Origin of the sequence: Streptomyces sp. Ag82_O1-12 (assembly GCF_900182715.1) — a bacterium.
GTDB lineage: Bacteria > Actinomycetota > Actinomycetes > Streptomycetales > Streptomycetaceae > Streptomyces > Streptomyces massasporeus.
This window is the reverse complement of the sequence record NZ_FXUW01000001.1, coordinates 7,866,770-7,887,337: the sequence shown is the minus strand read 5'-3', so window position 1 is coordinate 7,887,337 and position 20,568 is coordinate 7,866,770. Positions and strand designations below refer to the sequence as shown.

Annotated in this window: 21 protein-coding genes; 13 read left to right on the top strand and 8 right to left on the bottom strand. The window is 73.2% G+C overall.

All coding sequences use genetic code 11. The features are described from left to right. Positions 1 to 98 precede the first annotated feature (98 nt). The gene (locus QOL88_RS35920) at positions 99 to 671 is read right to left on the bottom strand and encodes a TetR/AcrR family transcriptional regulator (RefSeq protein ID WP_097222385.1); all 573 of its coding nucleotides are present in this window, start codon (positions 669 to 671) and stop codon (positions 99 to 101) included. Between the two features lie 147 nt (positions 672 to 818). Here QOL88_RS35920 and QOL88_RS35915 point away from each other — a divergent pair, with 147 nt between their 5' ends. Continuing rightward, on the top strand, positions 819 to 1,685 hold the full coding sequence (locus QOL88_RS35915; protein ID WP_097222384.1) for an AAA family ATPase: 867 nt from the start codon (positions 819 to 821) through the stop codon (positions 1,683 to 1,685). Continuing rightward, positions 1,682 to 3,040 carry a vWA domain-containing protein gene (locus QOL88_RS35910; RefSeq protein WP_097222383.1) on the top strand — a complete coding sequence of 453 codons (1,359 nt, stop codon included), beginning with the start codon at positions 1,682 to 1,684 and terminating at the stop codon, positions 3,038 to 3,040. Before QOL88_RS35915 ends, QOL88_RS35910 begins: the two co-directional genes overlap by 4 nt. On the opposite strand, the gene QOL88_RS35905 is transcribed toward QOL88_RS35910, so the two are convergent. The 4 genes from QOL88_RS35905 to QOL88_RS35890 all read right to left on the bottom strand — a co-directional run bounded on the left by QOL88_RS35905 (position 3,041) and on the right by QOL88_RS35890 (position 5,994). Next, positions 3,041 to 3,745 (bottom strand): SDR family oxidoreductase, encoded by a 705-nt coding sequence (locus QOL88_RS35905; protein WP_097222382.1) that lies wholly within the window; start codon positions 3,743 to 3,745, stop codon positions 3,041 to 3,043. Between the two features lie 96 nt (positions 3,746 to 3,841). Further along, on the bottom strand, positions 3,842 to 4,201 hold the full coding sequence (locus QOL88_RS35900; protein ID WP_097222381.1) for a cupin domain-containing protein: 360 nt from the start codon (positions 4,199 to 4,201) through the stop codon (positions 3,842 to 3,844). 138 nt (positions 4,202 to 4,339) lie between these two features. Beyond that, positions 4,340 to 5,317, bottom strand: coding sequence for a pyridoxal-phosphate dependent enzyme (locus QOL88_RS35895; RefSeq protein ID WP_097222380.1), 978 nt, complete (start codon positions 5,315 to 5,317; stop codon positions 4,340 to 4,342). After that, entirely contained in the window at positions 5,314 to 5,994 is a 681-nt protein-coding gene (locus QOL88_RS35890; protein ID WP_097222379.1) for a helix-turn-helix transcriptional regulator, read from the bottom strand. Before QOL88_RS35890 ends, QOL88_RS35895 begins: the two co-directional genes overlap by 4 nt. Positions 5,995 to 6,178: 184 nt before the next feature. On the opposite strand from QOL88_RS35890, the gene QOL88_RS35885 reads away from it, so the two are divergent. The 3 genes from QOL88_RS35885 to QOL88_RS35875 are packed head-to-tail and all read left to right on the top strand — an operon-like array spanning position 6,179 to position 8,822. Further along, entirely contained in the window at positions 6,179 to 7,099 is a 921-nt protein-coding gene (locus QOL88_RS35885; protein WP_097222378.1) for a metal ABC transporter solute-binding protein, Zn/Mn family, read from the top strand. Beyond that, entirely contained in the window at positions 7,096 to 7,944 is an 849-nt protein-coding gene (locus tag QOL88_RS35880; RefSeq protein ID WP_097222377.1) for a metal ABC transporter ATP-binding protein, read from the top strand. Before QOL88_RS35885 ends, QOL88_RS35880 begins: the two co-directional genes overlap by 4 nt. After that, entirely contained in the window at positions 7,941 to 8,822 is an 882-nt protein-coding gene (locus QOL88_RS35875; protein ID WP_097222376.1) for a metal ABC transporter permease, read from the top strand. Before QOL88_RS35880 ends, QOL88_RS35875 begins: the two co-directional genes overlap by 4 nt. Before the next feature lie 10 nt (positions 8,823 to 8,832). On the opposite strand, the gene QOL88_RS39050 is transcribed toward QOL88_RS35875, so the two are convergent. Beyond that, positions 8,833 to 8,994, bottom strand: coding sequence for an amidohydrolase family protein (locus QOL88_RS39050; RefSeq protein WP_218892940.1), 162 nt, complete (start codon positions 8,992 to 8,994; stop codon positions 8,833 to 8,835). Between the two features lie 389 nt (positions 8,995 to 9,383). Here QOL88_RS39050 and QOL88_RS35860 point away from each other — a divergent pair, with 389 nt between their 5' ends. Together QOL88_RS35860 and QOL88_RS35855 are read left to right on the top strand one after the other, a co-directional pair. After that, the gene (locus QOL88_RS35860) at positions 9,384 to 10,766 is read left to right on the top strand and encodes an FAD-binding oxidoreductase (RefSeq protein ID WP_097222375.1); all 1,383 of its coding nucleotides are present in this window, start codon (positions 9,384 to 9,386) and stop codon (positions 10,764 to 10,766) included. 125 nt (positions 10,767 to 10,891) lie between these two features. Continuing rightward, positions 10,892 to 12,031: a winged helix DNA-binding domain-containing protein gene (locus tag QOL88_RS35855; protein WP_097222374.1), complete on the top strand. Its 1,140-nt coding sequence runs from the start codon at positions 10,892 to 10,894 to the stop codon at positions 12,029 to 12,031. Positions 12,032 to 12,166: 135 nt separating this feature from the next. Here QOL88_RS35855 and QOL88_RS35850 read toward each other — a convergent pair whose 3' ends face one another. After that, positions 12,167 to 12,529 carry a hypothetical protein gene (locus QOL88_RS35850; RefSeq protein WP_097222373.1) on the bottom strand — a complete coding sequence of 121 codons (363 nt, stop codon included), beginning with the start codon at positions 12,527 to 12,529 and terminating at the stop codon, positions 12,167 to 12,169. A 63-nt stretch (positions 12,530 to 12,592) separates the two neighbouring features. Continuing rightward, entirely contained in the window at positions 12,593 to 13,069 is a 477-nt protein-coding gene (locus QOL88_RS35845) for a DUF4396 domain-containing protein (RefSeq protein ID WP_097222372.1), read from the bottom strand. Between the two features lie 127 nt (positions 13,070 to 13,196). On the opposite strand from QOL88_RS35845, the gene QOL88_RS35840 reads away from it, so the two are divergent. The 6 genes from QOL88_RS35840 to QOL88_RS35810 all read left to right on the top strand — a co-directional run bounded on the left by QOL88_RS35840 (position 13,197) and on the right by QOL88_RS35810 (position 20,544). Then, positions 13,197 to 14,048, top strand: coding sequence for an SDR family NAD(P)-dependent oxidoreductase (locus QOL88_RS35840; RefSeq protein ID WP_257027984.1), 852 nt, complete (start codon positions 13,197 to 13,199; stop codon positions 14,046 to 14,048). 112 nt (positions 14,049 to 14,160) lie between these two features. Continuing rightward, positions 14,161 to 14,958: a VOC family protein gene (locus tag QOL88_RS35835; RefSeq protein ID WP_097223340.1), complete on the top strand. Its 798-nt coding sequence runs from the start codon at positions 14,161 to 14,163 to the stop codon at positions 14,956 to 14,958. Positions 14,959 to 15,297: 339 nt separating this feature from the next. Next, positions 15,298 to 15,834, top strand: a complete 537-nt coding sequence (locus tag QOL88_RS35825; RefSeq protein WP_097222370.1) for a GNAT family N-acetyltransferase — start codon at positions 15,298 to 15,300, stop codon at positions 15,832 to 15,834. A gap of 23 nt (positions 15,835 to 15,857) precedes the next feature. Continuing rightward, positions 15,858 to 17,357, top strand: coding sequence for an ABC transporter substrate-binding protein (locus QOL88_RS35820; RefSeq protein WP_097222369.1), 1,500 nt, complete (start codon positions 15,858 to 15,860; stop codon positions 17,355 to 17,357). A 41-nt stretch (positions 17,358 to 17,398) separates the two neighbouring features. After that, positions 17,399 to 19,255, top strand: a complete 1,857-nt coding sequence (locus QOL88_RS35815) for an ABC transporter permease subunit (RefSeq protein ID WP_257027983.1) — start codon at positions 17,399 to 17,401, stop codon at positions 19,253 to 19,255. After that, positions 19,252 to 20,544: an MDR family MFS transporter gene (locus QOL88_RS35810; RefSeq protein WP_097222368.1), complete on the top strand. Its 1,293-nt coding sequence runs from the start codon at positions 19,252 to 19,254 to the stop codon at positions 20,542 to 20,544. The genes QOL88_RS35815 and QOL88_RS35810 overlap by 4 nt, the downstream gene beginning before the upstream one ends. Positions 20,545 to 20,568 lie beyond the last annotated feature (24 nt).

The window sequence follows — 20,568 nt, the reverse complement described above, 5'->3', positions numbered from 1 at the left end:
GGGTGCCGCGCACGCCGGGCGGTGCGGGGGGGGTGGTGGTGGCGTCGGCCGCGTGAGGACGGGCCGGGCGACGGGTGGTCGCGGTGGCGGCCGCCCTTTCACCGTGTGCCGGCGGCGTCCAGCAGCGCGGTCACCGTCGCCGTGGCCAGGCCGTCCAAGCTCTCGATCCGTGCCCCGGCCCGGGCGCTCGCCCCGTCGAAGACCAGCATCAGCTGACGGGCGAGCAGCTCGGCGTCGTGCGCCCCGCCCTCCGCGGCCTGCGTGCGGAAGAAGCCCAGCAGCCACTCCTTCGCCCCGCGGGCGACGACGCTCGCCGGGTGCTCAAGATCCTTCAGCTCGACCAGCGCGGCGAGATAGGGGCAGCCCCGGTAGGCGGGCTCGGCCGAGGCCATCTCCAGTCGCTCGAAGACGTGCAGGATCCTCTCGCGCGGGGTGCCGGCGTCCTCCTGCGGGCCGGGAGCCAGCCGCTCCTCGTACGCCGGGAGCCGCCGGGCCAGGCTCGCCGCGAGGACCTCGTCCTTGCTCGCGAAGAGCTGGTACATGGAGCGCTTCGAGACTCCGGCGCTGCGGCACAGCGTCTCGACACCGAGGGAGACGCCGTCGCGGTAGAACAGTTCGGCCGCCGCGTCGAGGAGCCGGTCTCTGGTGGACGCCTTGTCGGTTGTGGCCATACGGGCGAGAGTACCGCGCCCCGGACGCCGGGGAAACCGATCGGTTTAGCAAGCTGACGGGAAGAGGACCCCCGTGACAGCGTGGGTGAACAAGCGCTTAGATAGTGCTCTGCCCGTTCGTCCCACGCCGCCGTCCTGGAGGCCCCGTTGTTCACATCCGTCGACGACGTCTCCGCACGCCTCGCCGAGACCGGCTACCTCGCCTCCCCCGCCGTCGCCACGACGGTCTTCCTCGCCGCCCGGCTCGGCAAGCCGCTCCTGGTGGAGGGCCCGGCCGGTGTCGGCAAGACGGAACTCGCCAAGGCCGTCGCCACGGTGGCCGGGGCCCGGCTCGTCCGCCTGCAGTGCTACGAGGGCGTCGACGAGTCCCGCGCCCTGTACGAGTGGAACCACGCCAAGCAGCTTCTGCGCATCAGCGCGGGCCGCGACGAATCGTGGGACGAGGCCCGTACGGACATCTTCAGCGAGGAGTTCCTGCTCACGCGGCCGCTGCTGACCGCGATCCGGGGCGACGACCCGAAGGTGCTCCTGATCGACGAGACCGACAAGGCGGACGTCGAGGTGGAGGGCCTGCTGCTGGAGGTGCTCAGCGACTTCCAGGTGACCGTCCCCGAGCTGGGCACGATCACGGCGACGCGGCGCCCCTTCGTCGTCCTCACGTCCAACGCGAGCCGGGAGCTGTCCGAGGCGCTGCGCCGGCGCTGTCTCTTCCTGCACATCGGCTTCCCGGACGAGGAGCTGGAGCGCCGGATCGTACGGCTGAAGGTGCCCGGCCTCGACGAGGCGCTGGCCCGCTCGGTCGTCCGGGTCGTGGGCGCGCTGCGGGCGATGGACCTGCGCAAGGTGCCGTCGGTCGCCGAGACCGTCGACTGGGCGCACACCCTGCTCGCCCTCGGCGCCGACTCCCTCGACGAGACGGTCGTGCGGGCCACGCTCGGCGTGCTGCTCAAGCACCAGGACGACGTCCTCAAGGCCTCGGCCAAGCTCGACCTGGACGCCCTGGACGCTCCGTGACGACGCCGACGGGCATCGCAGAGCGGCTGACGTCCCTGGTCGGGGCGCTCCGCGCGCACGGCATGCGGATCGGCACCGGCGAGACGGTCGACGCGGCGCGGGCGGTCGGGGAACTCGGCCTCGCGGACCGGGAGCTGCTGCGCGAGGGGCTCGCGGCGACGTTGCTGCACGGGCACGGACAACGGCAGGTGTTCGACCCCGTCTTCGACCTCTATTTCCCGCGCGGCGTCGGCGGCCCGGAACAGCGGACGGCCGGGCGGGAGAACCTGCGGGACCGGCTGGCCGACGCCCTGACCGCCGACGACCGGGCGATGCTGGGCCGGCTGGCCATCGAGGCGGTCGACGGTTTCGGCGGCTACGGCTCCTCGCCGGAGTCGGACGGCTGGTCGTCGTACCAGACGCTCGAACGGCTGCGGCCCCAGACGCTGCTGGCCCGGGTGCGCGACAACGTCCGGGGGCAGGACGGGGGTCAGGGGTTCGCGGACCGGTTGCTGGAGGACGAGGTCCGGCGGCGCATCGACGTCTTCCGCGCTCTGGTGGCGGCGGAGGCGCGGCGGCGGGTCGCCGAGCGGCGCGGCCGGGACGAGATCGCCCGGCGGGCGGTGGCCCCGACCGCCGACCGGGTCGACTTCCTGTTCGCCGGGCAGGACCGGCTGGCCGAGCTGCGCAGGACGGTTCAGCCTCTGGCCCGCAAGCTCGCGACCCGGTTGGCGGCCCGGCGCCGTCGCGCCTCGCGGGGCACGATCGATCTGCGGCGGACCCTGCGCGGTTCGCTGTCGACGGGCGGGGTGCCGATGAAGCCGGTGCTGCGCCGACGGCGGCCCGCCCGTCCCGAACTGGTGCTGCTGTGCGATGTGTCGGGGTCGGTCTCCGGCTTCTCCGACTTCACGATGCTGTTGGTGCAGGCGCTGCACGACCAGTTCAGCAAGGTGCGCGTGTTCGCCTTCGTCAACCGGATCGACGAGGTGACCGGGCTGCTGGAGCGCGGCCGGGCCGACCCGGAGGGGCTGAGCAGCCGTATCCAGGGGGAGGCGGCGGTCACGGGCTACCACGGCAGCAGTGACTACGGCATGGCGCTGGGCGAGTTCGCCGAGCGGTACGCGGACGCGGTCGGTTCACGCACGACCGTGTTCGTGCTGGGTGACGCCCGCACGAACCGGAGCGACCCGAACCTGCCCGCCGTGCGGCAGGTCGCCGAACGCGCCCGCCGCGTCCACTGGCTGAACCCGGAAGCACGCTCCCGCTGGGGTACGGGAGATTCCGTCGCGCCCGCCTACGCCGAGCTGGTCGCGATGCACGAGTGCCGCAACGCCCGGCAGTTGAGCGAACTGGTGGCGCGGCTGCTGCCGGTGTGATCAGGCGGCGGTGAGCTGCGGGTAGAGGGCGGCCGGGTCGGCCGCCAGCCCCGCCTTGACCTGCCGCGAGACGTCGTCGGCCAGGACCTCGTAGGCGCCGGACGCGATGCCGTCGAGGGCCTGGGCCGCGACGGACCCGGCCGTGGACTTGGGGGCGTCGACCCCGACGGTCATGTCCGTGTCCACGTAGCCGACATGGAGACCGGTGACGTCGATCCCCCGCGGCTTCAGGTCCAGGCGCAGCGAGTTGGTCTGCGACCAGAAGGCGGCCTTGGACGCGCTGTAGGAGCCGGCGAGGCCGATCCAGGACAGCACGGAGTGGACGTTGAGGATGTGGCCTCCGCCGTTGCGCTCGATGACGGGGACGAAGGCCCGGGTCACCAGGAGCGGCCCGTAGAAGTTGGTCTCGAACTCGCGGCGGACGTCCTCGACGGGCGAGTCGAGGAAGTTGGCGTTGACCGACGCACCGGCGTTGTTGATCAACAGGGTGACGTCCTGTGCCCGTTCGGCCGCCGCGGCGACGGACGTGGGGTCGGTCACCTCCAGGGCCAGCGGTACGGCGTCGGGGTGCGTGACGGTGCGCGGGTCGCGGGCGGTGGCGTACACCTTCCGCGCGCCCCGCTCGTACAGGGCCTCGACCAGCGCCCGGCCGATGCCGCGGCTGCCGCCGGTGACCAGGGCGACGGAACCTTCGATGGTGGTCATGGGAGTCTCCCTCATTGCTCACACCACGGAAACCGATCGGTTTCCCATGTCGGGAAGCGTAAACCGATCGGTTTCCGAGAGCAAGGGCAGGACTCGCTACTCCTGCTTCGCGTACTCCTTCGCCGTCTGCCCCTCGAAGTCGTAGAGCACGACCTGCTCGTCACCCACGACCCAGGCGTCATGACCGGGCGAGCAGACGAAGACGTCGCCGGGGCCGACCTCGGTCTCCCCGCCGTCGTCCATGAGGATGTGCAGGTGGCCGTGCGCCATGAAGCAGTAGTGATGCATCTGGCAGGTCGCGGTGCCCGCCATCGGGGCCACGGACTCCGTCCAGCGCCAGCCGGGCTCGAAGGTGGCCACGGCGAAGTCGAGTTCCGTCATGTGGACGGCTTCGAGGTGGCCACGGGGGAAATCACGCCGTTCATCGGGCTTGTCGAGCGTCTTCACTTCCAGCATGACGCGCTCCCTTCCGGCCGCGACGGTCCGCGGCCGGGGCCGGCCCTCCCCGGCGGCCCTGGACACCGCCGTCAGCGGTCGGCCCGTACCACTCAATCGTCCGCCCTGCCATCCGGGGCCGCCATTCGGGGAAGGCGCTCAGCGGCCGCTGCCGCACAGCTCGGCGAAGCGCCCGGTGTCGATGTTGCCGCCGGAGATGATCACACCGACGCGCCGCGGCAGGGGGCCCGCCCGACCCGTGAGCAGGGCGGCCAGCGGGGTGGCGCCGCTCGGCTCGACGACGATCTTCAGGCGTTCGAAGGCGAACCGCATCGCGTCCCGGATCTCGTCGTCGGTGACCAGGACGACGTCGTCGAGGAGCCGTTGGTTGACCGAGAAGGTCAGCTCGCCGGGTGTGTGCAGGGCCTGGCCGTCGGCGATGGTGTGCGGGACCGGGATGCTGACGCGCCGGCCGGCCTCCAGCGAGCGCTTCGTGTCGTCCCCGGCCTCCGGCTCGACGCCGATGGTGCGGATGCCGGGGTGCAGGCCCTTGGCCGCCGTGGCGCTGCCGGCCATCAGCCCGCCGCCGCCGACCGGCGTCAGCAGCGCATCCAACTCTCCTACCTCTTCGAGGAGTTCGAGGGCGGCCGTGCCCTGTCCGGCGATGACGTGCGGATGCTCGTACGGCGGGATGAGAGCGAGGCCGCGTTCGGCGGCGAGGGCCTCGGCGAGGGCGACGCGGTCGCCGGTGTAGCGGTCGTACGTGACGATCTCGGCACCGTAGCCGGCGGTGGCCGCCCGCTTGGACGGCGGGGCGTCCTCCGGCATGACGATGACCGCGGTGGTGCCCAGCTCGCGGGCGGCCAGGGCGACGGCCTGGGCGTGGTTGCCGGAGGAGTAGGCGGCGATCCCCCGGGACAGCTGGTCGGGGGTGAGACGGGAAGCGGCGTTGTAGGCACCGCGGAACTTGAAGGCGCCCACGCGCTGGAAATTCTCGCACTTGAGGTGGACTTCGGCGCCGGTGAGGGCGTCGAGGGTGCGGGAGCGCAGCACGGGGGTGCGGTGGGCGACGCCCTCGAGGCGGGCGGCGGCGTCGCGGACGTCGTCGACGGTGACCGGTGGGGTGGTGGTCGTCACGCGGGTCCTCCGGTGGAAGGGTCGTGGGCGGCCCGGGCCCGGGAGAGGTAGTTGTAGGCGGAGGCGCGGGAGATGCCGAGCCGGGCGGCGACCTGCTCGACGGCGCCGCGCACGGCGAAGACACCACGGGTGTCCAGCCCGCCGAACAGCTCCAGGCGCTCCGCGCGGTCGAGCTCCGCCCAGCTGCCCCGCTGCTTCGACTGGTGGACGTCGACGAGGGCGTCGACCACGGCGTCGATGTCGTTGCCGAAGGTGGTGGTCGGCAGCTCGGCCGGCGCGGTACCGATTCCGGCGAGCGCGCCGAGCAGGCCGTGGACCTGGGTGACGGCACTGACGTCCACGTTGACACACAGGGCACCGAACACGGATCCCGTGGAGTCCCGCAGCACCATCGTGGAGGACTTCACCAGCGTCCCGTGGCGGGTGCGGGTGACGTAGTTCAGTTCGTCCTGCGCCTCGTCGCCACGGGCGAGGACGCGCATGCCGATCTCGCTCATCGCGCCGCCGGCCGCGCGCCCGGTCAGGGACCCGGCCACGGCGACCACCGACTCCTCGGGGTGGCGGTAGTCGTGCAGCACCACGTCGCACACCGGCCCGAAGGTCGCGGCGATTCCGTCCACGACCGGCCTCAGCGCGGCGAGGATCGCATCCCGCTCGCCATCCGGCTCGCTGCCCATCCCGCCTCCTCTCACTTCCACCACCTTAGACTACAAGTCCAGCCTTTGGATAGACGGTCCAAGTGGTCGCCAACAGCTGGCAATGGTTTTCACATGACTTCGACTCGAACCCGGTTTTGACATTCATTCCCACTTAGCGTGATGCCTGCCGATCACCCCCGTGCCCGTCCGCCCTGGAGGAGTCATGCCCTTGTCCACGTCCCGCCGCCTGGCGCTGCTGACCAGCGCGTCACTGGCCCTGCTCGCGGGCTGCGGCAGCTCCTCGGACTCGGCCGACGGCAAGAGCGCACCGGCCCGCGTGGCCGTGGTCGCCTCCACGAACGTCTATGGCGACATCGCCCGGCGCATCGGCGGCGACCGGGTCGACGTCACCTCGGTCATCAGCGACCCCGACCAGGACCCGCACTCCTACGAGGCCGACCCCCAGAACCAGCTGGCCCTGTCCAGGGCGAAGGTCGTCATCGAGAACGGCGGCGGCTACGACGACTTCGTCGACCACATGCTCAAGGGCGGGCACAACGACTCCGCCGAGGTGATCAACGCGGTCGACGTGTCCGGCCGGACCGCGCCCAAGGGCGGGGAACTCAACGAGCACGTCTGGTACGACTTCCCCACCGTCGCCGAGGTCGCCGACCGGATCTCCACCGCCCTCGCCGAGGCCGACCCGGGCGATGCGGCCGCCTTCGAGAAGAACACCGCCGCCTTCCAGGCGAAACTCAAGCCGCTGGAGGCCCGGGAGGCGCAGATCAAGAAGGCGCACGGCGGCGAGGGCGTCGCCATCACCGAACCGGTGCCGCTGTACATGATCGAGGCGAGCGGCCTGGTGAACAGGACGCCCGCGGAGTTCAGCGAGGCGATCGAGGAGGGCGACGACGTCTCCCCGCGCGTCCTCCAGAAGAGCCTCGCGCTGTTCAGCGGCAAGAAGGTGAAGGCCCTCGTCTACAACGTGCAGACCTCCGGCCCGCAGACCGAGAAGGCCGAGGCGGCGGCCAAGGCGGCCGGCGTCCCCGTCGTGCCCGTCACGGAGACCTTGCCCAAGGGCAAGGACTACCTCGGCTGGATGACCGCCAACCTCGACGCGCTCGCGAGCGCGCTGGCCGCGTGACCCCGATACCCCGGCAGGACGGCACGCCTGTCGTCGCCCTGCGCGCGGCAGCCCTGTCCTACGGCGACCGCGAGGTCTGGAGCGGCCTCGATCTCGACGTACGGCCCGGCGAGTTCCTGGCCGTGCTGGGCCCGAACGGTGCGGGCAAGACCAGCTTCGTCCGGGCCCTGCTGGGCCGCCGGCCGTTGTCCGGCGGCACGCTGACCGTTCTCGGCGGTCCCGCGCGCGAGGCCGCCCGGCACATCGGCTACGTCCCACAGCAGGCGGCGCTGTCCGCGCAGGCCATGCTGCGCGCCCGCGACCTCGTCCGGTTCGGCATCGACGGCCACCGCTTCGGGCCGCGACTGCGCACCGGCGGGATCCGCCGCCGCGTGGACGAGATCCTCGAGTCGGTCGGCGCCTCGGCCTACGCCGACGTCCCGCTCGGGATGCTCTCCGGCGGCGAGCGGCAGCGTGTGCGCATCGGGCAGGCCCTGGCGACCGACCCCCGTCTCCTGCTGTGCGACGAGCCGTTGCTGTCGCTCGACCTGAACCACCAGCGGGCCGTCACCGAGCTGATCGACGCCCGGCGCCGCTCCCATGGCACGGCGGTGGTGTTCGTGACGCACGAGATCAACCCGGTGCTGGGCCTGGCAGACCGGGTGCTGTACCTGGCCCGGGGCGGCCACCGGGTCGGCACCCCCGACGAGGTGCTGACCTCCGAGTCGCTGTCCCGTCTCTACGGCACCCGGGTCGACGTGGTGCGCGTCCGGGACCGGGTGGTCGTCGTGGGAGCTCCCGACGAGACGGCCGGTCCGCCGCACCACCCCGAGCAGGCCCACGAGACGGACGGAGTGCGCGCATGACACTCGCCGACGGGATCTGGCACCAGATCTTCGATTTCACCGACTACGGCCAACTCCTCGCCCTGGTCCGCAACTCGCTCGTCGCCGGCGTCGCGCTCGGCCTGGTCGGCGGACTGGCCGGGGTGTTCGTCCTGATGCGGGACCTGCCGTTCGCGGTGCACGGCATCAGCGAACTGTCCTTCGCCGGGGCCTCGGCGGCGCTGCTGCTGGGCGCGAACGTCGTGGCGGGCTCCCTCGCCGGTTCGCTCCTGGCGGCCGGTGCCATCGGCGTCCTCGGGACACGGGCGCGGGACCGCAACTCGGTGATCGGCGTCATCATGCCGTTCGGCCTGGGACTCGGCGTGCTCTTCCTCGCCCTCTACAAGGGCCGGGCGGCCAGCAAGTTCGGGCTGCTCACCGGGCAGATCGTGGCCGTGGACACCCCGCAGATGTCGTGGCTGCTCGGCACGTCCGTCCTGGTGCTGGCCGCCCTGGCGGTGATGTGGCGCCCGCTGGCGTTCGCCAGCGCGGATCCGGACGTGGCACAGGCCCGTGGGGTCCCGGTGGGTGCGCTCTCCTTCGCGTTCATGCTGGTGCTCGGGCTCGCGGTCGCCCTGTCGGTGCAGATCGTCGGGGCGTTGCTGGTGCTCTCCCTGGTGGTCACCCCGGCCGCGGCGGCCGCCCGCGTCACCGCGTCGCCGGTGCTGCTGCCCGTGCTGAGCGTCCTGTTCGCCGTGGCCTCCATCGAGGGCGGCATCCTGCTCGCCCTCGGCGGCGGCATTCCCATCAGCCCCTACGTCACGACGATCTCCTTCACGACCTACGCGGTGTGCCGGGTGGCCGGGCGGTACCGGAACCGGCGCTGGGGGGCGCGACGCACGGTGGTGCGGGCGGCCTGAGCAGCGGTCCTCACCGTTCGAAGACGACCCGCCCGTCGAAGACCGCGAGATCCACCCGCACCTGGGTGATCTCGTGCGGATCCAGGTCCACCAATGGCCGGTCCAGGACGCACAGATCGGCGGCCCGGCCCGGTGCGAGGGTGCCCTTGAAGTCATCGGCGCAGCCGCCCATCGGGGCGGCAGGAGCAGGACGCTGACCCGGGCCTGGAGTTCGCCGTTCGCGGCGAGGTCGGCGTAGGCGGTCCAGTTGTCGGTGCTCAGGCCACCGAAGAGGGAGCCGGCCCCGCCGGGGCCGAGGCCTGGCTCGGTGTAGCTGGTGATCCCCCGGGAGTGCAGCTCGCGGATCACGCCCTGGACGGCTCGGCGGCGCTGGGCGGGTGTGGGGGTGGGGAGTTCGGCCTGGTGGAGGTCACCCCGGCCTGACGCGAGCCTCCGGGCGGAGGGGGACCCGAACCGGCACGGCCCTCCGCCGGGGGCGGCGCATGCTGCGGACATGCGTCGCTCCGCGGTCGGCGAGAGGCTGGTGATGTCAGCACGGGCCCGCGCCCCGAGGAGATCGTCATGGACACCGCCACCCTGGAAGACATGCGCACATCGCTGCGGGGGCCGGTGATCGGCCCGCGGGACGCCGGCTACGACGAGGCGCGCAAGATCTACAACGCGATGATCGACAAACGACCCGCCGCCCTCGTGCCCTGCACGGACACCGCCGACGTGATGGCGGCGGTCGGCTACGTCCGCGATCACGGCCTGGAACTCGCCGTGCGGGGCGGCGGGCACAGCGGCCCCGGCCTGTGCCTGGTGGACGACGGCGTAACGGTCGATCTCTCGCCGATGCGCTGGGTGCGGGTCGACCCCGAGGCCCGGACCGCCGAGGTCGGCAGCGGCAGCCACCTCGGCGACCTCGACCACGCCACCCAGGCCTTCGGCCTCGCCACCCCCACCGGCATCATCTCCATGACGGGCGTCGGGGGCCTGACCCTCGGCGGCGGCCATGGCTACCTCACCCGCAAGTACGGGCTGACCGTGGACAACCTGATCGCCGCGGACGTGGTGCTGGCCGACGGCAGCTTCGTCACCGCGAGCGAGACCGAGCACCCGGACCTGTTCTGGGCCCTGCGGGGCGGCGGCGGCAACTTCGGCATCGCGACCTCCCTCACCTACCGCCTGCACCCGGTGGGCACGGTCGGGGCCGGGGTGACGGTCTGGCCGGTCGAGAGCACGCGCGAAGTGCTGGCCTGGTACCGCGAGTTCCTCCCGCAGGCACCCGAGGACGTCTACGGCTTCTTCGCCGTCATCGTCGTCCCGCCGGGCCCGCCCTTCCCCGAGGAGCTGCACGGCAAGAAGGTGTGCGGCGTCGTGTGGTGCTGCACGGGTGACCTGGACGGGCTCGACGACACCCTCTCGGTGGTGAACGACGCGGGCCGGCCGGCCTTCCACTTCACGACACCGATGCCGTACGACGCGCTGCAGGGCATGTTCGACGAGATGATCCCGACCGGCTACCAGTGGTACTGGCGGGGCGACTTCTTCGACAGCATCCCCGACGCCGCCCTGGACGTGCACCTCGAGTACGGCCGGAGCAACCCCACGCCGTTGTCGCTCATGCACCTCTACCCGATCGACGGAGCCGCCCACCGGGTCGGCCCCGACGACACCGCGTGGAGCTACCGGGACGCGCTCTGGTCCGGCGTCTTCGCCGGTGTCGATCCCGACCCGGCCAACGCCGGGACGATCAGGCAGTGGTGCGTGGACTACCAGGAGGCACTGCACCCGTACTCGATGGGCGGCTCGTACGTGAACTTCATGGGATCGGGCGAGGGCCAGGAGCGGGTCCGGGCGACGTACCGCGACCACTACGACCGGCTCGCCAGGATCAAGCGGACCTACGACCCGGACAACCTCTTCCACGCCAACCAGAACATCGAACCGGCGCGCGGGTGACCACCCCCGGCGCCCCGTACAGGGGGTGCGCGGGCGGAGCGCGTCGCGTGGGCAGGCCGGTCATGTGATCCGGACCACTACCGCGGAGTCGGTGCCTGCGGCAGCGCCACGGCAGAATCCCCGGCGTGGACATCACCGCACAGGAACTCAATCGAGCCACCCTCGGCCGCCAGTTGCTGCTGGGGCGGGAGGCGATGGAGCCCGGGGAAGCGGTGCGGCGTGTGGTGGCACTGCAGGCGCAGCACGCCGCCTCGCCCTACGTCGGGCTGTGGAACCGGCTGGCCGGGTTCGCGCCGGCCGAGCTGGACGCCGCCTTCTCGGGGCGCGCGGTGGTCAAGGCGACCCTGATGCGGATCACGCTGCACGCGGTCCACGCGGACGACTATCAGGTGTTCCGGGAGGCGATGCAGCAGACGCTGTACGCGTCCCGGCTCGGGTACCGCTTCGCCGCGGCGGGGCTCACGCCGGCCGACGGCCAGGCGCTGGTCCCCGAGTTGCTGGACTTCGCGGACCGGCCGCGGACGGCCGCCGAGGTGCGGGACTGGCTGGCGGAGCGGGTCGGTGAGGAGCGGAAGGCCGGGGCGTGGTGGGGGCTCAAGGCGTACGCGCCGCTGCTCCATGTCCCGACCGGCGGGCCGTGGTCGTTCGACGCCCGGTCGTCGTTCGTCGCGGCGCGAACCGGTCCCGTGCCCGAGGGGCGGGAGACGGTGACGGAGGCGCTGAACCACCTCGTCCTGCGCTATCTGGCGGGCTTCGGGCCCGCCTCGGTGGCGGACGTGGCGCAGTTCGCCATGGTGCCGCGGGCGCCGGTACGCCGGGCGCTGCTCGCCCTCGACGACGCGGTGGAGCGACTGCGGGGACCCGACGGGACCGTCCTGTACGGCGTGCCGGGCGCCTCGCGCCCACCGGCGGACACCCCCGCGCCGCCCCGGCTCATGGCCATGTGGGACAGCGTCCTGCTGGCCCACGCCGACCGCAGCCGCGTGATCCCCCCGGCGTATCGCCGTCTGGTGATCCGGGTGAACAGCGACGTGCTGCCCACGCTGCTGGTCGACGGCCGGGTCGCCGGCGTGTGGCGCGCGCTCGACGGCGGCATCGAGGCCACGGCCTTCCACGACCTGCCGACCGCCGCGTGGAACGGACTCGCCGAGGAGGCCGCGTCGTTGACGGCGCTGCTGGCCGGCCGGGACACCGAGGTCTACCGCCGCTACCACCACTGGTGGCCGAAACTCCCCGACGGTCAGGTGCGCCTGCTCAAGGGCTGAAGCGCGCGCGGCACGGCGGCTGTGCCGGGGTGTTCGGCTAAGGCCGGGCCGCGTGCCGCCGCGTCACCGGCCACCAGCGACTCTCCGCATGCCGCCGCGTCACCGGCCACCAGCGACTCTCCGCATGCCGCCGCGTCACCGGCCCCGGGCGACTCTCCGCCGCCACGCCCCGAGGCGGCGGCGCAGTCCGCTCCGGGGGCGGGGGCGCCGAGCTGCCCCGGCTCCGCTCGAACTGTCCCGGGCGGGGCGCCAGGGGTCGCCGGGTGCCGCGGCGGGGCTCTTGGCCCGCGCCTGGGCCTGGATCTCGTAGTGGGAGTCGTGGGCCGTCACCCTGAAGGCCTCTTCGTAGGAGGCCATGGCCGCGCGGAAGCCGGAGCCGGCGAGTCCGCGCCGCCGGACCACGGACGCGAGCCAGGCGAAGAGGCCCATGACCACCGCCAGGGCGCCCGCGACGATCAGCAACGGGAGCAGTCGCCCCGCCCACACGGTATGCGTCATACCGGGTCAACGGCTCCTGGCCCGGCCGGGTTCCCGCGGCGCCGTACGGGGTGTGACGTCGCGTCAGTGGTGGGCGTGGACCACGGCGTGGCCCTTGCCGCGGCCGATCATCCACTTGTTGACCGGGGTCGTGATCAGGAAGGCGACCGCGAAACCGCCCAGGAGGGCGTACCAGAAGAGACCGTCCGACAGTTCGGCGTCCATCGCGCCCGGGGTGAGCGTGATGATGAGGTTGTCCACGAGTTCCATCACCGCGATCGAGACCGTGTCCGCGGCGAGGGCGACCCGGATCGCGGCCTTGAGGTCGAGGCCGGTGCGCAGGACCGCGAACAGGGTGAGCGAGTAGCCGAAGAGGAACGCCAGCCCGATCGCCACCACCGTGGTGGGCACGTTGCCCCATCCCGCCGCCGTGCCGATCACCATGCCGAGGATCTCGCCGATCGCGCACCCGGTCAGACAGTGCACCGTCGCCTTCACCGCGATCCCCCAGGACGCGGTCCCGTGCCGGTGCTTCTCAGGTTCATGAGCGGTGTGGTCCATGAGGCCGACTCTATACCCCCCAGGGGTATGTGCGCGACAGGTCGGCCAGAGCTCGCCGGGCGAGCCGGCAGGTGGCGACCAGTACCGCTCGACGGCTGCCCGGATGATCAACCTAGAGTGGGTCGCCATGACGACCTACCCGACGCCATCGCCCGAGCCGACCCGGCCACCCCGGCAGACCGGGGCGACTTCACCGTCCCGGGTGCCGCGGGACTACCTCTCCGAGCTGTTCTCCCTGGAGGGCCGGATCGCGGTGGTCACCGGCGGCAGTTCCGGCATCGGCCGCGCCATCGCCGGCGCTCTCGCCCGTGCCGGGGCGAGCGTGGTGGTCGTGGCACGCGGCGAGGGCGGGCTGGCCGCGACGGTCGAGGAGCTCACGGCCGAGGGTTGCCGCGCCGCGTGGGTCAGCGCGGATCTGAGCACCCGCGAGGGGGTGCGGACGGCCGCCGAACGGGCGGCGGGGGTGTTCGGGGAGCCAGACATCCTCGTCAACAGCGCCGGGATCAACCTGCGTCCGCCGATGGACGAGCTCGGCGAGGACGTCTGGGACGCCACGATGGCGGTCAACCTGGAGGCGCCGTTCCTGCTGGGGCAGCGCTTCGGACCCGGTATGGCGGAGCGCGGGTACGGGCGGATCATCCACATCAGCTCGCAGCAGGCGCATCGCGCGTTCGTCCAGAGCGGCGCCTACGGCGCCTCCAAGGGCGGACTGGAGGCACTGGCGCGCTCCCAGGCCGAGGCGTGGTCGCCGCGCGGGGTCACCTGCAACCTCCTCGTGCCGGGCTTCGTCATGACAGCGCTCAACGCGCGGCTGTCCTCGGACCCGGAGAAGGTGGCCGCCCTCGCCGCCCGCACGATGATCGGGCGCAACGGTCTCGCCGAGGACTTCGCGGGTGCGGCGGTCTACCTGGCGAGCGCGGCGTCCGCCTACGTGACCGGGCAGTCGGTCTTCGTCGACGGCGGGATGTCGGTCCACTGACGCCGCCTCCGGCATCCGCCGGGGGTCCCCCGTACGGCGAGCGGCCGACGGGCGACGGGCGGTGCTCGGTGTCACGCTGGGCACACAGGCCCCGCGGAAGGGAAGCATCGCCATGATCACGACGGAGTACGTCCCCGGTTCCCCGTGCTGGCTCGACCTGGGCGCTCCGGACGTCCCGGCCGCCGCCGCCTTCTACGGCGCCGTCCTCGGCTGGGACTACGAGTCCATGGGCGGGAGCGAGGACTTCGAGGGCGGGATGTTCAAGAAGGACGGCAAGATCGTCGCCGGGCTCGGCAAGCTCACCGAGGAGGGCGCGCGCCCGGCCTGGATGCTCTACTACAGCGTCACCGACGCGGACGCCACGACCCAGGCCGTGCAGCAGGCGGGCGGCACCGTGCGGGTCGCGCCGATGGGCCTCGACGACTGGGGCCGGATGGCGCAGTACAGCGACCCGCTGGGCGGTCAGTTCGCGGTCTGGGAGCCGGGCACGAACAAGGGCGTGGAGCTGGTGGACCAGCCGGGCTCGCTGTCGTGGACCGAGCTGTACACGACCGACGCCGCGGGCGCGCGGGACTTCTACGGCGGCCTCTTCGGCTGGCAGTTCAGCGACATGCCGCTGCCGGGCGACGCCGGCACCTACACCCTGATCACCCCGGCGGGACTCCCCGAGGACCGGATGCACGGCGGGCTCATGCAGCTCGGCAAGGAGGACCTGGCCATGACGGGCGGGCGGCCGTACTGGCACCCGGTCTTCGCCGTGGAGGACTGCGACGCCGCGGTGGCCCAGGTCACCGGGAACGGCGGCAGCGTGCAGATGGGCCCGGTGGACATGGAGGGCGTAGGCCGGCTCGCCGTCTGCCTCGACCCGGCGAGCGCGGACTTCGTGGTGCTCGCCCCGTCCGAGAGCTGAGCGGCCGCCCCGGCACGACTACCGCCGCGACACGATCGAGCCCGATCCGGCAGACGAACTCCACCTCGTCCGGCCGGCGAAGAGCCGGGCCGGGGCGACCGTCTCCGACGACACCGTGCCGGTGACGGGCCGGGTGACCAACACCGCCTACCACCGGGGCGAGCGCCACGACGCCGACGAGCGGACGACGGACGTGTTCGTGCGGTGGCGGGGCCGCCGGCTGTAGCTGGGTCGCCATCGGTGCCCTGATCAGCGTCGGCTGCTTCCTGTGCGTGCTGAGCCACATCACGCCGGTGACCCTCGGCCGACGCTCGAATCCCTCTTGCATATGATGCGCAAATGCGTGAGTACAGCATCAGGGAAGCCACGGCCACCGACATCGACGGAGCCCGGGCGGTGATGCTCGACGCCGTGTACCGCGACTTCGGCATGGGTTACGTGCCGCGATGGCACGCCGACATCATCGATCCGGTGCCGTTCTACGTCACGCCGCCCCGACATGCCCTCCTGGTGGCCGTGGACGAGCGGGACGGGACGGTGGCGGCCACGGCGGCACTGGACGCGCGCGGCCCGGAGCACCCGCCGAACCCGCACTGGCTGGCCGAGCGTTTCCCCTCGGGCGAGACGGCTCAGCTCCGGCGGGTGTACGTCCGTCCAGAGCACCGGCGGCGCGGCCTGGCCCGGCACCTGGTGGACGGCCTGCTGGAGTTCGCCCGGAGCGACGGCGGATACCGGTCCGTGTATCTGCACACCTATCCGCACTCCCCGGGCGCGATGGGCCTGTGGCGGGCGCTGGGCAAGGTGGTCTGCGACGAGCGGGAGGAGGCGCCCGGCGGGGGCAGCGGTGTCGTGCACTTCGAGATACCGCTCGCTTAACGAAAATGGTATTCATATACACTATGAGAACTCCCCGCCGGCTCATAGCCGGGCTGTTCGTGCTGCCGTTGCTCTCCGGCTGTTTCGCGTCCTCAGGCGACGACGCGTCGGCCTCCCCCGGCTCCGGCGGCGGCGCCCGGCTACGTGTCGCCCTGCCCTTCGCCCCGACCGAGAACTACTCGCCGTACGGCCAGGACGCGATGCTCCTGTCCCGGCTCGGCGTCATCGAAGGGCTGACCAAGCTGGACGCGAACGGCACGGCGGTCCCCGCGCTGGCCGAGTCGTGGAGCAGTGAGAACGGCGGCAGGAGCTGGCTGTTCACCCTGCGGGACGCGAGGTTCCAGGACGGCGAGGCCGTCACCGCCGAGGCCGTCGCCGCCGCCCTCACCGCCGCCGGCAAGGCCGACCCGGCACCGTCCGCGCTCGCGGGAGTGAAGCTGACCGCCACGGCCGAGGACGACCGGCGGGTCCGGGTCGGCACCGCCGAGGCCGACCCCGTCCTGCCGTTGCGGCTCTCGAACCCGTCCCTCGCGGTGTTCGCGCCGAAGGCCTACGCCAAGAAGGGCACGGTGAACGTCGAAGGCACCGCCACCGGTCCCTTCGCGCTGACCAGGATCGACGGTGACACCGCGGCCACGCTGGACCGCTTCGACGACTACTGGGGCGGCCGGGCCCAGGCGTCCGGCGTCACCGCCCGGTTCGTCTCCGACGGCACCGCCCGCGCCAACGCCCTGCGCACCGGCGACGTCGACATCGCCGAGTCCCTGCCCGTCGCCCAGGTCGCCTCCCTGGACGAGGACGACGTCCACGAGGTCGACACCGCCCGCAACACCAGCCTGTACCTCAACACCAAGTCCGGCGCCTTCACCGACGCGGGGCTGCGGGCGGCCGCACGCGAGGCGATCGACCCCTCGGTCATCGCCAAGGGCGCCTACGAGGGGTACGCCGTGCCCGCGCAGGGCCTGTTCGGCCCGGCCCTGACCTGGGCCGCCGGCAAGCGCGTCGAACCGACCGGGCGGGCGCGGGCGAGCCGCCCCGACGGCGCGCGCATCACCCTCGCCACCTACAGCGACCGGCCCGAGCTGCCGGAGACCGCCCAGGTGCTCCAACAGCAGCTGCACAAGGCGGGGTTCGAGGTGAAGCTGGAGGTGCGCACGTACGCGCGCCTCGAAGGCGACCTGCTGGACGGCACGTTCGACGCCGCGGTCTTCTCCCGCAACATGATGCTGGACACCGGCGACCCGGTCACCGTCCTCGCGAGCGACCACACCTGCGACGGCTCCACCAACCTGTCGTTCCTGTGCGACAGGAAGGTGGACAAACTGGTCGCCGCCGCCCAGGCCGAGTCCGACACCGCCGAGCGGCAGGACGCCGCCATGAAGGCGGAGGCGGCCGTCCTCGGTACCGACTCGGTGATCCCGCTGGTGCATCTGAAGCTCGTCGCGGGCATCGCGACGTCCGTCCGGGGCGCGCTGCCCGATCCGTACGAGCGCACCCTCATAGGGACGGGGACCCGGCGCTGAACAGCTCGAACACCCCCTGGACGAACGGTGTCGCCGCCCGTGTGCGCGCACTCGCGGGCGGTGGCGCCCCGGCGCTGCTGTGGCGGACCGTGCTCGTGGCCGCCCTGGTGTGCGGTGTCGGCCTGCTGCCGTGGCTGTCGCGTACCGACCCCGCGCTGACCGTGCTCAGGGCGCGGTCGGCGGACCGCGACCCCGATCCCGAGACCCTGCGCGCCATCCGCGACGACCTCGGTCTGGACGACGGCCCGCTCGCCCTGCTCGGCCGCTGGCTGGGCGGACTGCTGCACGGCGACGCGGGCACGTCCTGGGTGTCCGGCAGCCAGGTGCTGCCCGGCGTCGTACAGGCGCTCGGCGCGTCGCTGCTGCTGATGGCCGGGGCCCTGGCGGTCGCCGCGGGCACGGTGGCCGCCGTCTGCGCCCGTACGCTCCGGCTGGGCGCACGGGGCCGGCTCGGGGCGCGTCGCCCCGGCGGGACGGCGACGGCGGTGCTGGCCGCGCTGCCCGAGTTCCTCGTCGCCGCGGTACTGGCCTCGGTGATCGGTGTGCAGCTGGGCTGGCTGCCCGCCCTGGGCTGGTACGGGCCGCAGTGGATGGTGCTGCCCTCGCTCGCCCTCGGTCTGCCCGCCGGGGCGGTCCTGGGGCGGATGCTCGACGACCTGCTGCCCGGCGCGTTCGGAGAACCCTGGGCGACGGCGGCAGCGGCACGCGGTGTGCCGTCGAGGTCCGTGGCGCGTCAGGCGGTGCGCCGTTGCGTGCCCGGACTGCTGCCGAACCTGGCGCTGTTCGTGGTCGGCCTGACCGGCGGATCGGTCGCCGTCGAGCAGATCTTCGACATCCCGGGCCTGGGCCGGCTCACGCTGCAGGCCGCACTCGCCCAGGACCTGCCCGTCCTGCAGACCGGCACCCTCGCCCTCGTCCTGCTCGCGGCCGCCGCGGGACTCCTCGCCCGGCTCGCCGCCCGCCTGCTGATCGGTCCGGCGCTGCGCGACGGCGCCCTGCAGTCCCTGCACCGGCCCCGGCCGCCCGCACCCCGCACCCTCCCCCTGCTCTACGGAGGGCTGCTGGCCGCCGTCATCGGCGTCGGGCTGGCCCGCGACCCACTCGCCCTGGACACCCTCGCCCGGCTGCGCGCCCCCTCACCCGAGCACCCCTTCGGTACGGACGCGCTCGGCCGGGACGTGCTCGCCCGCGTCTCCCACGGCGCGCTGACCACCCTCGGCACCGCCCTCGCGGTCAGTGCCGCCGCCCTCGTCGCCGGGCTGCTGCTGGGGCTGCTGCCGAGGGTGTCCGGGCCGCTGGTCGACACCCTCAGCGCCGTACCGCCCGTACTGGCCGGGCTCCTCGTCACCGGCGCCATGGGCAGCGGGCCCTGGACGCCCGCGTTCGCCGTGACCGTCGTGGCCTGGTGCCCGCTGGCCGCGCACACCTCCTCCCTGCTGCGGCAGGAGCGCGCGACCACGCACCTGACGGCCACCCGGGCGCTGGGTGCCGGCCGCTGGTACCTGCTCCGGCACGAACTGCTGCCCGCCGCCCTGCCCCCGGTCGCCCGGCACGCCCTGCTCCGGCTGCCGGGCATCGCGCTCAGCCTCGCAGCGCTGGGCTTCCTCGGGCTGGGCGCCCAGCCGCCGTCCCCCGACTGGGGCCTGCTGCTGGCCGAGAACCAGCCGTACGCCGAGCGCGCCCCGTGGGCCGTCCTCTTCCCCGCCGCCGTACTCGCGCTGCTCGGGGCGCTCGCGGTGACCGCCGCGGGCGGCGTACGGCTCCCCCGGCGGCGTACCCGGCCCGCCGGCCCGGCCGGACCGCCCGCGGACCGGGTCGTGCCGGCCCCGCGCCGGCAACCGGACCACCACGACGCCCTCCTGACGCCCGTGTCCGCCTCACAGACAGAAGAACGATGACCGACCCCGCCCCCCTCGCACCGGCCCACGAGGCCGCCCGCAGGTCCGACGCCGCGACCCGCGACAGCACCTGGCGCCTGTGCCGGGAACTGTCGCCGCTGCTGCGGCTGCTGATCCTCACCCAGCTCGCCTTCAACATCGGCTTCTACGCCGTCCTGCCGTTCCTCGCCGAGCATCTCGGCAGCGCCATCGGCATGGCGGGCTGGCTGGTCGGGTTCGTGCTCGGGCTGCGCACCTTCAGCCAGCAGGGGCTGTTCGTGGTCGGCGGGTGGCTCGTCGACCGGTTCGGGGTGCGGCCGGTCGTGCTGGCGGGGTGCGTGCTGCGGATCGCCGGGTTCGTGTGGCTCGGTTACGCGCAGGCGCCGGGGGCCGTGATCGGGGCGGTGCTGGTGATCGGGTTCGCCGCCGCGCTGTTCTCCCCCGCCGTGGAGTCCGAGGTGGCCCGCCAGGCGGTGGTCTGGGAGGAGGTCGGCCACGGGCCGCGCACCCGGGTCCTCGCCCTGTTCAGCGTGGCGGGCCAGGTCGGGGCGTTCGCCGGGCCGCTGCTCGGCGCGCTGCTGCTCGCCGTGGACTTCCGCACCGCGTGCCTCGCGGGTGCCGCGGTCTTCGTCCTCGTCCTCGCCGGGCACCTGTGGCTGATGCCGCAGCACATCCCCGGCCGGGTCCGCGTCCGGGAGCGGGGCGGGGCCCGCGCCCTGCTGCGCAACCGGCGCTTCCTCGCCCTGTGCTGCGCCTACGGCTCCTATCTGCTCGCCTACAACCAGCTGTATCTGGCGCTGCCGGACGAGGTGCAGCGCGCGGCCGGCTCCCAGGCGCCGCTGTCCTGGCTCTTCGCGCTGTCCTCGGTGCTGGTGGTGTTCACCCAGCTGCCGGTGACCCGCTGGGCGGGCGACCGGCTCGATCTGCGCCGCTCGATGACCGCGGGCCTGCTGCTGATCGCGTCCGGTTTCGCGGTGGTGGCCGCGGCCCGCCCGGCGGGCTGGACCGGCACCGCCGGGCTGCTGCCGGCCGCGGGCTTCGTGATCTTGCTCACCGTGGGGCAGATGCTGGTGGTGCCCGCCGCCCGCGCCTGGGTGCCCGACCTCGCCGAGGAAGGACGGCTCGGGCTCTACATGGGCGCGCTGTCGTCCGTCTCCGGCCTCATCGTCCTGGCCGGCAGCGCCGCCACCGGCTCGCTGCTCGACCTGGGGCTGCCGGCCGCCGTGCCGTGGCTGGTCCTCGCGGCCGTACCGGCCCTGGCGGTGGCCCTGTTGCCGCGCCGTGCGAAGGAGACGGGCGGGGCGGTCTGAGAGGCGCCGGCGCCCCGGGACGCC